Raw genomic sequence first — 12,998 nt, 5'->3', positions numbered from 1 at the left:
GTTTTCCTTACCAGTCGGACGGATCGCCCCGGCTCGACGGTAACGACGTACAAATTACTGTTCCAGTCAGCTCGCTCTCCTATTCGGCCGTCGCGATCACCAGAACGGTTTCCGATCGAACGGCGACGTGCTCGATCGAAAACTCCGCCTCGCGCAGGGCGTCTGCGATCTCGTCGGCGCCGTATCGCTCCGCGAGTGGCGGCCCGCTCTCTCCGGGGCCGGTCGCCGCCCAGTCGACGATAACGAACCGGCCACCCGACTCGAGCACCCGGTGGATCTCCGCCAGCGCGTCCGCGCTCGCGAACTCGTGGTAGGTCATCGTCGAGAAGGCGACGTCGATCGTGCCGTCGTCGAACGGCAGGTCTCCCACCCCCGTCGTGACCAGTTCGACGGATTCTGGAACGCCTTTTTCCCGATAGTACTCGTGCATCTCCGGCTGGAGATCGACCGCGTAGACCGTGTCTGCCTGCGAGGCGATCACGTCGGTGTAGAACCCCGTTCCGCTTCCGAGATCAGCGACCCGATCGCTCGCGTCGAGATCGAGCGCCCACCGTAACTCCTCGGCCGAGAGGAACCGAAACCGTCGGCCGGGCCGCTCGAGTTTGTCCGCTCGAGAGGGATCGAATGTGTGGTGTCCCATCCGTTGAGAATCCGGTGTCCGGTCGCTTAATTCGTCCGGTCGAGACGGGACAGTCCCCGACGCGACGGTTTCCACCGCGACGAACCGCCCGCCCAGTAAGGTTATCTGGCAATAGCTTACAATACTACTCATGAGCCCGTCCGGCGGAGAGCGGCTCTCCAGACACGGCGATTTCGTTTCCGCGTCCGAACCGATCAGGGTTCTACACGTCGACGACGACTCTCAGCTGGTCGAACTAGCCGCGACCTTTCTCGAGCGCGAAACAGACCGATTCTCCGTCACGACGGAAACGAGCGTCGACGCGGGTCTCGATACGTTGTCGACCGAGGACATCGACTGTATCGTAAGCGACTACGATATGCCAGAAACCAGCGGACTCGAGTTTCTCGATACCGTTCGCGACAGCCACCCGAACCTCCCGTTTATCCTCTTTACCGGCAAGGGAAGCGAGGAAATCGCCAGCGAGGCGATCTCTGCGGGCGTCACCGAATACTTCCAGAAGGAAACCGGAACGGATCAGTACACCGTGTTGACGAACCGGATCGAACACGCGGTGGGCAAACGCCGCGCCGAACAGGAGGTCTACCGCGGGTTTCAGGCGATGGAGTCGGCCGACGAGGGGATCGGCATTCTCGGTCGGGACGGGACCTACCAGTACGTCAACCGAGCGTACGCCGAGATTTACGACCACGATCCGAATGAACTCCTCGGGAGCCACTGGAAAACCCTCTATCCCGACGACGAAGCGATCCGCTTCGACGAGGAGATCCTTCCGTTGCTCGAGGAAACCGGTTCCTGGTCCGGCCGATCAGTCGGTCTCACGAAACACGACGAGCGCATTCCGGAGTCGCTGACGCTGACGCAGATGGTAGACGGCGGTCACGTCTGTGTCGTTCGCGAGCTCTCTTCGGAACCCGATCGAGAACACGTGCCCCCTCTCGACCCGCAGGTTCTGATCAGCGCTTTCGACGAACTCGAGGAGCTGTTCTACGTCTTCGATCCCGATCTGCGATGCGTTCGGTGGAACGACCACCTCGAGAACGTAACCGGTCAAAGTTCGGACGAGATCGAGTTTTCCACTCCGTCGGAACTGTTCGACGGCGAGGCCCAACCGCGCGTTCAGCGTCTCTTCGAGGACGTCGCAGCCCGGCGAATTCCTGTCACGCTCGAGACGTCACTCGGGACCGGAAACGGGACAGATTCGTACGAACTCAGCGCCGTTCCGGTCGAGTCGGGCGGCGACCTTCGAGCGGTTGTCGGCGTCGGTCGCTCCTGTCCGTCGGGAAGCGAGCGGACGTCACGCTCTCTCGACGAGGGGCCCACACCCCTTCCGACCGATCGTGCCACCGACGAACAGCTCGACCTTCTCGCATCGGTCCTGGCCCACGATCTGCAGGGCCCCATCAGCGTGGCGCGCGGACGACTCGAATTGGCTCGCGAAATCGGCGGCGACGAGCAGTTCGATCAGGTCGAACACGCGCTCGAACGAGCTGAGGAACTGATCGACGACGTCACCGGCCTGTTACGGGGACGACGCCTCGCCGGCGACGAGACCCCCATCGAGTTTCGCGACGTCGTCGAGGACCTCGAGGCGACGCTCGGTCTGTCTCGACTCTCGGTGTCGGTCGACCGGTCGACCGTCGTCCGCGCGGATTACTTCGCACTCAAGCGACTGCTCGAGAACCTGTTCTCGAACGCGGTCGAACACGGCGGTCCCGACACCGCGGTCGTCGTCGGAACGCTGTCGGATGGGTTCTACGTGAGCGACGACGGTCCGGGGATTCCCGACGACGCCGACGACGACGTGTTCGAACCTGGTTACTCGACGAAAGAATCCGGAACCGGGTTCGGACTGGCCAGCGTCGACCAGATCGTTCGCGCCCACGACTGGGAGATCGACGTCACGCGGAGCGAACTGGGCGGGGCCCGTTTCGAGGTGACGGGCGTGTCGTGTGAGTGTCCGGACTGACGGTCATCGATCGGCGGGTGTTCCCGTGTTGTTCCGAGCGCTCTTCTCTTCGTTTTCGAGCCCACTGTGTGGTGTTCTCGAACTCCGTTCATCGGTGTTGTTCATGGGAGTTGTTCACAGGTGCTGTTCGTGATTGCTATTCATCCTTACTGTTCACTCTGTGTGGTACCCCTGTGTGTTCATTGTTCGTATCCATCTCGTGTGTTCATGGATGATGTTCATTCAGTGTATTCATGAACAATGTTAATTACTTGTTGTAGTTACTGTGGTGTGGTTGTTTGTGTACTGAATGTGGGTTACGAACTTTCAAGATGGGTGATGTTCATGGTGTGGGTATGTTAGCGTACTCGACGTACAGCGAGGCTGGCGGTGTCGGGAAGACGACGACGGCGGCGAATCTGGCCGTTGCACACGCTCGAGCGGGGCTCAAACCCCTCGTTATCCCGCTCGACCCTCAGGACGGGGACCTCTCGCGCCTCTTCGGCGTCGACGACGATCGAACGGAGTCGGTCGACAATCTGGTGCGGCACATGATCCGTCGACCGAAAGGCGAGTTCGACGATCTCGTTCGCACCGTCGAGGGAGTCGACATCGTCCCCGAACACAACATGCTCTCCGATCTCACCGAGTACCTCCAGCGAGAGAAAGACCAGGCCGAAGCGATGGGCGAAGCGTTCGGCATGCACGCCCAGTTGCTCCGCGTTCTCCGGGAGGCCGGCGTCCCCGAAACCTACGACGTCCTCATCTGTGACCCGCCGGCGACCGAAGGACCCCATCTCTACAACGCGATCCACGCCACGCGGTCGCTCGCGATTCCCGTCGAACCGAGCGCGAAAGGCAGAGCCGCAGTCGAGGGACTGGAATCGCTCGTCGCCGGACTCGAGGACCAACTCGACGTCGAAGTCGGCGTCCTCGCCGCGATCCCGATCGGGTTCAAGAACACGCGGGACCAGCGAACGATCCTCGACGAGATCGAGTACCCCGTTCCGGAGGTTATCGGTGAACGCGCGTCGCTGATGGAGGGCTGTTGGATGCAACAGTGCTCTGCGTTTCGGTACGTCCGCGACCATCGCGAGCGTCGACGCGAGTACGAACTCGAGACGCTCGCCCAGTTCGACCGCATCGCGCGCCACCTGGAATCGTCGGTCGATCTCGAGGCTCCGAACCCACCCGAACCCGGCGAACTCGAACCCGAGGTGGTTTCTGCATGACTGGCATGAAAGAGGGCGCGGGTGAGGATCCGTTCGCCGACGACGCGACCACGTCGAACCCGGACGCCGACCCACCCTCAGAGCGTGACTCGAGCGACGGTGTCACGGCCGATACGGTCGAGCCGACCGAGTCGACCGACGCGAACGCCGGGTCCTCGAGTCCGGTCGGAACGTCTCGATCCGCCGATCAGCCACAGATACGGATCCCCTACAAGTTTCGACGCGACGGCGTCCAGGACGGTCGCGACCGCGTCCCCCTGTTCCTCCACGAGGAGACGAAGGGTGCAGAGCGCGATGTCCTTCGGGAGCTCGAGGATCGCTTCGACGACGACGTTTCCCTGACCGATCTCCGGGAGGCGCTCGTCAAGGTCGGACTCGAGCACCTCGACGAGGTGGAACTGGAACTCGAGGAGTGGGGATACGGAATGACGTTCGACAACTGATCCGCTCACCGATCGATTTCCAATCCGGTTCTTCTCCGATACGTTCGCTCGCATCGAACCCGGTTTCACGGACCGTTCGAACGGCGAAGCCGTGAGCAAAAGAGGGTTAGTGCCCTCGATTGCAGCTCAACCGCGAGGCGAATCCACCGTCAGGGCTCGATCCGGACCGACTCGTCGGAGACGACCGTCCACGAGGTCGGATCGATCTCGCTGCCGTCGAACGACGACTGTTCGGGATAGGCCGTACAGACGACTCGTTCGCTGCGTTCGCGCAGGTATTCGACGAGGAGGTGGAGGTTCTTGTCGGTCAGCCCGCCGAGGCTGTCGACCAAGATGACGGGAACGCGCTCGTCGACGTCGTAGGCCTCGTACCCCGCGAGTGCGGCGACGAGACCCAGCAGGACGACTTCGCCCTCGCTCAACGCTTCGAGCGAGACTTCGCGGCCGTCTCGGGCGACGACCAGATCGAACGCCGACGTCAGTCGCGCGCTCTCGTAGCTGGTATCGAAGCGGTCGATGATGTCGCTGATGGACTCGCTGAACGCTTCTCGCGTCTTCGCTTTCATCTCCTCTCTCCGGGACCTGAGCTGGGCGATCTCTTCAGACAGCGACTCGCGTTCGTCCTCGAGCGTCGATCGCTGGTCGGCCCGGTTCTCGAGCGTCTCGATTCGGTCCTCGGTGTCCGAAATCTTCGATTTCGTGTATTTGATTTCGCTTTCGAGTTCCGTGACCCTGTCTTCCGTTTCGGTCACGGACTCCTGGAGTTCTTCGATACGGCCCTCCGTCGACTCGAGTGATTCTCGCTTTTGCTCGAGCGTGTCCCGACGATCCGCGAGTTTCGTCTCGAGCGATTCGATCTCGGAGTCGAGCGTTTTCGCTCGACGCTGTGCCTTTCTCCGCTCGGTACGTGCCTGTTCGACGGTCCGAACTCGCTCTTCTAGCTCGGCTGCGTCGTCCTGAAGTTCGGTGATCCGGTACTGCAACAGTTCGAGGGAGTGTTCGACCGCTTCCTCGTCGGTCGTTCCGCCACAGACCCAGCAGTCGAACGCGTCGTCGAGAATCCCCCGGTCGACGTCAGCGAGGAGTTCGAGCCGGTTCTCGTCGAGCACCCGCTTGTTCGCCGTGTAGACCGACCGCAGGAGTTCGATGTCGGTCCTCGTCTGCTGGAGGCGCTCTTGAAGCTCTTGTACGTCCGTTTCCGGTGATTCCTCCGCGGGGAGTTCGAGTTCGTCGCGTTCGGCTCGCTGTTCGTCGAGCTTTCCTTCGATCCGACCGATGCTCGATTCGATCCTGTCGATCTGACTGCGGAGGGTCTCCCGTTCCGTCCGCGCGTCGCTCAGGTCGTCGCGGCCGACATCGTTCGTGTCGGGTTCGGAAAGTCCCTCTCGTTCGTCCTCGAGTGAGGCCAGTTCGTCCTCGAGTCTCGTGAGCTCTTCTTCGGCCGAAACCAACTCTTTGGCCGCCGATTTCGCCTGAGCCAGCTCGGATTCGACCGCGTTCCGTTCGGCTTTCAACTCGGCGATCTGGTTGTCGATATTCTCGAGATCGAGCGGCTTCGTCAGCAGCTCTTCTAGGTTCTCTTCGTTTCGCACGGCCCGTCGGATCGGATTCGACTCGTCGAGAAACGCGTACAGCTCCGCACAGGTTCGATCGTACTCGCTCTCGAGATACGGTGTCCCCTGTCTGGTGACGGCTCCGTTCCGTTCGGCAAACGAGACCGATATCTCCTCCGATCCGGTCTCGAGGACGACTTCGCCCGACGAGGCGTTCTCGGTCAGCGGCGTTTTCGTTCCCATCGCGGCTTCGACGGCCATGATGAAACTCGATTTTCCCTGCCAATTCTCGGCTCTCACCGCGTTCAACCCCGGTTCGATTTCCGCGCTTCCGTCCAGAATACCTGCAATATGATCGATATTCAGCGTCCAGCTCATACGTTCAGTCGAGTGTCGACTCGCATAAATGTGCGGTCTGTGGGTGTCCTGATCGCCGTCGTCGCCAGCAGTCGGCTGTACCGGCTGCTGGTCGTACTCGCCCGTCTGGTCGCTGGTTCGTCCCGAGACATCGGTTCGACGGCGACCGACCGGCGGAATCGAATCGCAATATTAACAAACTAGATTTCAGTAACTAAATTCAACTTGTATGAAATTGGTCCCGACGACTCTTCACGACGATCGTACAGCCCCGTCATCGAACCAGCCGCGTTCGCCGACAGATCCCCGTTCGGTTCGGTCGAAGCCAATGCTCTCTCGACGGTCGATGCTCGCAGGCGCGGTCAGTGGTGGTGTGGCGGCTGTCGGAGGCTGTCTCTCTGATTCGTCCGGCCGGCCGGACGACAACTCGTCCGTCTCTATCGCACTCGAAGACGACCCGACTGCCGACTCGTGGGACACCTACGGCTACGTAACACCGTATTTCACGAAGGTCGTCGAACCGCTGATCTGGGCGACCGAGTCGATGGAGCCGACACCGTGGCTCGCCACCGGGTGGGAGGCCGTCGACGAGACGACCTGGTCGGTTACGCTGCGCGAGAACGTCTCCTTTCACAACGGCGAGGAAATGACCGCGACGGACGTCGTCTGGTCGTTCGAACGCCTCTTCGAACGGGGTCAGTTCGTCTCGGGCTGGCTGCACCTCGAGCCCGAGAACGTGGTCGCGGTCGACGAGTACACCGTCGAGTTCACCAATACGGAGCCGTTCCCCGCCTTTCCTGGCACGATCGCACACAACATGATCTGCGTCCAGCACCCTGACAGTACCGCCGACGATCTGGGAACGATCGGGACGGGACCGCTCACGATCGAGGCGGTCGACCGCGGTAGCACGGTCGAGACGAGCCCGTTTGCGGACTACTGGCAGGACGGCGTCGAGGTTCCCCTCTCGTTCGAGGTGATCGAGGATCCGAGTACCCGTGCGCTCTCGCTCGAGTCCGACGACGTCGACGTGATCTTCAATCCTCCTCGAAACAGGGTCGAACCGATGCGGGACGATCCCTCCCTGTCGGTGCTCACCCAGCAGTCGTCACGGACGATGTTCCTCCCGTGTAACCTGTATCGGCCGCCGACCGACGACGCTCGATTACGCCGAGCGCTCAACTACGCCGTCTCCCAGTCCGAACTCGTCGATACCGTCCTCGAAGGGATCGACGATCCAGCGCGCGGTCCCATCTCACCGATCGTTCACTGGAGCGCCCACGATGGGCTACGGACGTACGACCGCGACCTCGATCGCGCTCGCGAGCTGGTCGAGCAATCGGACTACGACGGCGAACCGCTGGTGCTCGCCGTCAACGCGAGCGTCGTCAGCGGCGAACTGATCGCGGAAGCCGTTGCGGGAGCGTTCACCGAAATCGGCGTCGAGACGGACATCACCGTCGTCGACCCCGGCTCCTACAACGAGTACGTCCAGGCGGGAAACGCCCACCTCGGCCTCCAGACGTCGGGATCAAACAGCGCTGCGGCCGATTACATCATGTTCGAGAACTTTCACTCCGAGGGGGTCAGCAACGCTCAGCTGTTCGAAGCCGAGGGAACCGGCGTCTCCAATCCCGGCAAAGCGGTCGACGAACTGATCGAAACCGCCTACCAGTCACGGAACGCCGAAACCACGGCGACGGCCTATCGTGACGCCCAACATCGACTCGTCGAGGAAGCCGTTTGTCTCCCCATATGTCACGTAGTTCACGTTATCGCCGCACGCACCGAAATCGAGGGGATCGATCCCCACCCCATCGACAAGATGGTCGACTGGTCCGATCTCTCGAGGGAGGAGCGATGACCGACGATCGTCGAGTTCCCGATTTCGTGGAGACCACCGGACCGTGATCTCCACGAACTATCTCGGCTATCGGTTGATGTCTGCCGCCGTCGTCCTCGTGGGCGTCTCCGTCCTCACGTTCGGGTTGATCTACCTCACTCCGGGCGATCCGGCGGAGACCATCCTCTCACAGCAGACCGACCAGCAGCCGTCTCAGGAGGCAATCGAAGCCTTCCGTGCCGAACACGGACTGAACGAACCGATCCCGCACCAGTACGTTAACTGGGTCGGAGACGCGCTCCAGGCCGATCTCGGTCAGTCGTATTACAGCGATCGGTCGGTGAACGGGATGATCGTCCAGCACGCGCCGGCGACCGTCGAGCTCGCGATTGCGGCCATGGCTATCGCGCTTCTCATCGCGATACCGACGGGCGTGTTGAGCGCGGTCCACCGGGGAGGACGTCTCGACGTCGTCTGCCAGTTCGGAGCTCTCGTCGGCGTTTCGATGCCGAATTTCTGGCTCGGCTATCTCCTCATTATCGGATTCTCGCTCCATCTCGGACTGTTTCCCGTCTCCGGAAGCGGTGGCCTCGCACATCTCGTCTTGCCGGCTGTCACCCTCGGCACGGGCGTGGCCGCCATCATCGCGCGGCTCGTCCGCACGTCGATGCTCGCGGAACTCGACCGGGAGTACCTCGACGTTACCCGGGCGAAGGGATTGTCGGAACGGATCGTCGTCTACAAACACGCCTTTCGGAACGCGTTGCTCCCGGTCATCACCGTCGTCGCCCTCCAATTCGGGTTCGTCTTGAACGGGGCCGTCGTCGTCGAGATCGTGTTTCAGCGGCCGGGTCTCGGAACCCTTCTCGTGGATTCGATCTTCGCGCGGGATTATCCGGTCGTCCAGGGCGTCGTTCTCGTTACGGCGGTTTCGTTTGTGCTGACCAATCTACTGGTCGATCTCTCGTACCGGTATCTCGATCCACGAATCCGCCTCGGAGGTGTCGGCACGTGAACTCCGAGACTCGAACGTCGACCACTGATCCTTCCTCACCGAGTAAGACGGGTCGCGAGATCGTCGTCTCCGAACTGCGTTACAATCCCCTCACGCTCGTCGGTGTGTTGCTCGTTACGGGGATCGCCACCGTTGCGATCGTCGGTCCGCTCGTGACGCCGTACGATCCGACAGCCCAGAACCTCGCCAACCGATTGCAGTCGCCGTCACCGATCCATCCGCTCGGCACCGACCGGCTCGGTCGAGACGTCCTGACTCGACTGGTCTACGGCGCACGGGTTTCGCTCGGAATCGCACTGGCGGTAACGACGATCCGCGTCGTCGTCGGGACGGGCGTTGGCCTGCTCGCGGGCTACGTCGGTGGCTGGGTCGACGAACTTCTGATGCGCCTGGTCGATGTTCAGCTTGCGTTTCCGGGCCTCGTTCTCGCACTGGTCGTCGCGGGTATCCTCGGACCGAGTCTGCGCAACGTCATGCTTGCACTGGCCGTCGTCGGCTGGGCGACCTACGCCCGCGTCGTTCGCGCAACCGTTCTTTCGGTCGCGGAACGCGAGTACGTCGAGGCCGCGAAACTGGCTGGAACGCCCACCTCTCGGATCGCACGACGCCACCTGCTTCCGAACGTTCTCGGTACGGTGATCGTCCTCGCGACGCTGAACCTCGGTACGGTGGTGCTGGCGACTGCGGGCCTCTCGTTTATCGGACTCGGTGCCCAACCCCCCGCGCCCGAGTGGGGGACGATGATCGCCGGAGGGCGCGACTATCTCCGAAGTGCGTGGTGGATCGTCAACGCACCGGGAGTCGCCATCGTTCTTACCGTTCTGGGATTCAACCTGCTGGGTGACGGGCTGCGGGACGTGCTCGATCCGCGCCAGCGATCGCAACTGGAGGAGATCTGATCGTGACGGCCGACCCGCTCCTTTCGGTCGAGAATCTACAGACGCACTTTCGAACGTCCGAGGGGACCGTCCGCGCGGTCGACGGTGCCTCATTCAGCGTCGAAGAGGGTGAAATCGTCGGGCTCGTCGGTGAGAGTGGAAGCGGAAAATCCGTCACCGCCAGATCGATTATCGGTCTCGAGTCCCCGGGCAAAATCGTCGGCGGTTCGATCACGTTCGACGGGACCGAACTGACCGAGGCGAGCCCCGAAACCAGGCGTAGGCTCCGCGGAACGTCGCTTTCGATGGTATTTCAGGACCCGGATACCGCGTTGAACCCCGTATTTTCCGTCGGTGAACAGATAGCCGAATCGCTGCACGCTCGCGGATCGCCGTCCAGCCATCGTTGCTCGAGTATCTGGGGATGCCACCGTTTCGCAGCCGACCCGAGTGGACCGGATACCGCGAACGGGCGGTGGCGCTGATGGAACGGGTCGGGATCGCGGATGCGGAAAACCGGGTCGACGACTATCCGCACGAGTTCTCCGGCGGAATGCGCCAGCGAGTGATGTTGGCGATCGCGCTGGCTGGGACGCCGAGACTTCTGCTGGCTGACGAGCCGACGACCGCACTCGACACAACCACGCAGGCACAGATTCTGGCGCGAATACGGGACGTCCGCGAGGCGTTCGACACCGCGGTGGTGATGATCACCCACGACCTCGGCGTCGTTGCCGAAACCTGTGACCGCGTCGTGGTCCTCTACGGGGGAGCGGTCGTGGAAGCCGGACCGACCGATCGGGTGCTCGAGGACCCGTCTCATCCGTACACGCGAGGGCTGCTCGACTGTCTGATTCAGGACAGTCCTCGTCGATCACGATTGCCGACGATCGACGGAACCGTTCACGATCGGGTCGGTCCCGAACCCGGGTGCTCGTTCGCCTCGCGCTGTGAGCACGCGACTCCGGAGTGTCGGACGACCGATCCTCCGACCGTCGACATCGAGGACGGACACCGCGTCGCCTGCGGCGAGAGAGAACGCGTTCGTCGAACGCTCGACCGATCCGGCTGTCGCGAGACGCCGTCCGCGGCCGCCTCGTTGAGGGTCGAACGGGACCCATCGCCGGCGTTCGACGGCGAGACGGACGAGACCCCCACTGGCCCCGTCGTCGAACTCGAGAGCGTGTCGAAAGCGTTTGATACGACCGATTCGATGCTCGATCGTCTGTGGAATGGGCCGCGACTGCTTCGGGCGGTCGACGGTGTCGATCTCGCGGTCCAGTCCGGTGAGACGGTCGGAATCGTCGGTGAGAGTGCGAGCGGGAAGTCGACGCTTGCCCGATTGCTCACGGGGTTGTGTGAGCCGACCGATGGTGAGGTGCGCCTCGATGGAACGACCGTCGGAACCGTCGACGAGCGCACCCACGAGCAGCTAACCGATGTCGGCGTCGTCTTCCAGAACGCACGCTCGAGCATCAACCCACGCCTGACGGCACAGGAAGCGATCACTGAGCCGCTTCGTGAGTCGGGATGGGACGACGATCGCTGTCAACGCCGCGTCGCGGAGCTACTCGACCTCGTCGATCTTCATGCCGAGTACGCAGATCGGTACGCACATCAGCTTTCGGGCGGACAGCTCCAGCGCGTCACGATCGCCCGCGCGATCGCTCTCTCGCCTCGATTGATCGTTCTCGACGAACCCGTCAGCGGTCTCGACGTCTCGATCCGAGCGAAGGTTCTCAATCTCCTGATGAAAATGCAGGATCGTCTCGGGATGGCCGTTATCGTCATCTCACACCATCTCGACGTTGTCACGCACCTCGCAGATCGCGTACTCGTCATGTACCTCGGACGGGTGATGGAACGAGGCCCAGCCGAGGTGGTGTCCGAACGCCCCGGCCATCCGTACACCGAGGCATTGTACGACGCGATCCCGTCGATAGATGGAACGCGGACGGCTCGCCCACTGGAGGGTGACCCACCGAGTCCGCTCGAGCGCTCACCCGGCTGTCCGTTCGCCAGTCGCTGTCCGAGGGCGGAGCCGATGTGTGAGACCGATGACCCTCCGACCGTCCGCGTCGGTGCCGTTCGATCGACCTGTCACGTCGCAACCGAGGTGGCCGACCGGAACTCGAGTCCGGATCCGTCCGATGGCGCCGACTCGAGCGTTCGATCGCGATAGTGACTGCCGAACGGATTCGTCGTATTCGAGCGATTCGAGAGGTAATTTCGATCTCGTCTTAGACGCCGAACGACGGCATCTGTTGGCGGGGAACGGACGTCGCCCAATAGAACGTCTCTTCCGAGTCGCGGTCGTTCACCTGAATAACGGCTTGCTCCTTTTCTTCCGTCTCGGCGCGGTGATCGGCGCACACGTATCCGCGGTTCATCGCGACGTCGAACGGCACTCGAGTCGGACACTTGGTACAGCACAGCTGAACCGTTATCTCGACGTCCGGGTCCTGCTCGTCATCGATTTTTCCCTTCGAGACGAGCGAGTTCAGCGCGCTTTCGACCTTCTGTTTTGTCTGATCGCAGGCGATTTCGACGCTCGTCAGCTCCCAGTTTGTCTCGGCCTCCGCTCGCTCTTTTTTCTCGTCGAGACACTCGTTGAGGTGATTTCGCATCGTGCTCCAGGAGATCATATCGTCGAGCACCGCCTCGGCGTCGATGCCGTCGGCCTCGAGGTCGTCGATCGTGTCCATCTTCACGAGCCCGTCGTCAGTGAGTGCTTCGTAGTCGCTTTCGAGTCTGTTCCCCATCGCGCTCCGTCCGGTGCCGTCGTACGCTTTCTTCAGGAGCCGCTTGTTGAACCACTCGGTGAGTGTTCTGTAGCCAACAGACTGCGTCTCGTCGTCTCCGAGCCATCGAGAGAGGAGATAGTCGTCGAGAGAATCGTCTGCTGTTCGCGGCGAATCGAGATCATACTTGCCGATAAGCGTACCGACTTTGCAACAGTCCGCGTCGTTCATCGGACGGAAGTTCGCCGTACACACACATAAATCTGGTCCCGCCTATGGCTGAATATTGTGAAGCGATTCGCGAGCGGACGGTACGGCTTTCCGTGACTCCGACGCTTCCGGGAGACC

Annotated in this window: 11 protein-coding genes; 8 read left to right on the top strand and 3 right to left on the bottom strand. The window is 62.0% G+C overall.

The features are described 5' to 3' along the window. Positions 1-79 precede the first annotated feature (79 nt). Positions 80-640 (bottom strand): class I SAM-dependent methyltransferase, encoded by a 561-nt coding sequence (locus tag EA462_RS13825; RefSeq protein WP_124179166.1) that lies wholly within the window; start codon positions 638-640, stop codon positions 80-82. A gap of 130 nt (positions 641-770) precedes the next feature. Here EA462_RS13825 and EA462_RS13820 point away from each other — a divergent pair, with 130 nt between their 5' ends. The 3 genes from EA462_RS13820 to EA462_RS13810 all read left to right on the top strand — a co-directional run bounded on the left by EA462_RS13820 (position 771) and on the right by EA462_RS13810 (position 4,263). Further along, positions 771-2,609, top strand: coding sequence for a hybrid sensor histidine kinase/response regulator (locus tag EA462_RS13820; RefSeq protein ID WP_124179165.1), 1,839 nt, complete (start codon positions 771-773; stop codon positions 2,607-2,609). 335 nt (positions 2,610-2,944) lie between these two features. Further along, complete coding sequence (locus EA462_RS13815) at positions 2,945-3,820, top strand: ParA family protein (RefSeq protein ID WP_124179164.1); 876 nt, start codon at positions 2,945-2,947, stop codon at positions 3,818-3,820. Further along, complete coding sequence (locus EA462_RS13810) at positions 3,817-4,263, top strand: hypothetical protein (protein ID WP_124179163.1); 447 nt, start codon at positions 3,817-3,819, stop codon at positions 4,261-4,263. The genes EA462_RS13815 and EA462_RS13810 overlap by 4 nt, the downstream gene beginning before the upstream one ends. Positions 4,264-4,412: 149 nt before the next feature. Here EA462_RS13810 and EA462_RS13805 read toward each other — a convergent pair whose 3' ends face one another. Next, positions 4,413-6,194: an archaea-specific SMC-related protein gene (locus EA462_RS13805; protein ID WP_124179162.1), complete on the bottom strand. Its 1,782-nt coding sequence runs from the start codon at positions 6,192-6,194 to the stop codon at positions 4,413-4,415. A 307-nt stretch (positions 6,195-6,501) separates the two neighbouring features. On the opposite strand from EA462_RS13805, the gene EA462_RS13800 reads away from it, so the two are divergent. From EA462_RS13800 to EA462_RS17750, 5 genes are read left to right on the top strand one after another with little or no spacing between them, the layout of a single operon-like run. Then, positions 6,502-8,037 carry an ABC transporter substrate-binding protein gene (locus EA462_RS13800; protein WP_243641426.1) on the top strand — a complete coding sequence of 512 codons (1,536 nt, stop codon included), beginning with the start codon at positions 6,502-6,504 and terminating at the stop codon, positions 8,035-8,037. A 43-nt stretch (positions 8,038-8,080) separates the two neighbouring features. Then, positions 8,081-9,031 carry a nickel ABC transporter permease gene (gene nikB, locus EA462_RS13795; protein ID WP_207891663.1) on the top strand — a complete coding sequence of 317 codons (951 nt, stop codon included), beginning with the start codon at positions 8,081-8,083 and terminating at the stop codon, positions 9,029-9,031. 59 nt (positions 9,032-9,090) lie between these two features. Beyond that, a complete protein-coding gene (gene nikC / locus EA462_RS13790; protein WP_243641433.1) occupies positions 9,091-9,930 on the top strand; it encodes a nickel transporter permease in 840 nt (279 codons plus the stop codon). Between the two features lie 2 nt (positions 9,931-9,932). Further along, positions 9,933-10,394, top strand: coding sequence for an ATP-binding cassette domain-containing protein (locus tag EA462_RS17755; RefSeq protein WP_279387013.1), 462 nt, complete (start codon positions 9,933-9,935; stop codon positions 10,392-10,394). After that, positions 10,334-12,091: an ABC transporter ATP-binding protein gene (locus EA462_RS17750; protein ID WP_279387012.1), complete on the top strand. Its 1,758-nt coding sequence runs from the start codon at positions 10,334-10,336 to the stop codon at positions 12,089-12,091. Before EA462_RS17755 ends, EA462_RS17750 begins: the two co-directional genes overlap by 61 nt. Before the next feature lie 58 nt (positions 12,092-12,149). Here EA462_RS17750 and rdfA read toward each other — a convergent pair whose 3' ends face one another. After that, the gene (gene rdfA, locus EA462_RS13780; protein WP_207891662.1) at positions 12,150-12,881 is read right to left on the bottom strand and encodes a rod-determining factor RdfA; all 732 of its coding nucleotides are present in this window, start codon (positions 12,879-12,881) and stop codon (positions 12,150-12,152) included. Positions 12,882-12,998 lie beyond the last annotated feature (117 nt).

The organism is Natrarchaeobius halalkaliphilus (assembly GCF_003841485.1).
GTDB classification, from domain to species: Archaea; Halobacteriota; Halobacteria; order Halobacteriales; family Natrialbaceae; genus Natrarchaeobius; species Natrarchaeobius halalkaliphilus.
The sequence above is the reverse complement of the archived record's forward strand: the minus strand, read 5'-3'. Positions and strand labels throughout refer to the sequence as shown.

Excerpts from the sequence above, each read along its gene's own strand:
- EA462_RS13825 (WP_124179166.1), bottom strand. The coding sequence starts at position 640 with ATGGGACACCACACATTCGATCCCTCTCGAGCGGACAAACTCGAGCGG.
- EA462_RS13820 (WP_124179165.1), top strand. The coding sequence starts at position 771 with ATGAGCCCGTCCGGCGGAGAGCGGCTCTCCAGACACGGCGATTTCGTT.
- EA462_RS13815 (WP_124179164.1), top strand. The coding sequence starts at position 2,945 with ATGTTAGCGTACTCGACGTACAGCGAGGCTGGCGGTGTCGGGAAGACG.
- EA462_RS13810 (WP_124179163.1), top strand. The coding sequence starts at position 3,817 with ATGACTGGCATGAAAGAGGGCGCGGGTGAGGATCCGTTCGCCGACGAC.
- EA462_RS13805 (WP_124179162.1), bottom strand. The coding sequence starts at position 6,194 with ATGAGCTGGACGCTGAATATCGATCATATTGCAGGTATTCTGGACGGA.
- EA462_RS13800 (WP_243641426.1), top strand. The coding sequence starts at position 6,502 with ATGCTCTCTCGACGGTCGATGCTCGCAGGCGCGGTCAGTGGTGGTGTG.
- EA462_RS17750 (WP_279387012.1), top strand. The coding sequence starts at position 10,334 with ATGCCACCGTTTCGCAGCCGACCCGAGTGGACCGGATACCGCGAACGG.
- rdfA (WP_207891662.1), bottom strand. The coding sequence starts at position 12,881 with ATGAACGACGCGGACTGTTGCAAAGTCGGTACGCTTATCGGCAAGTAT.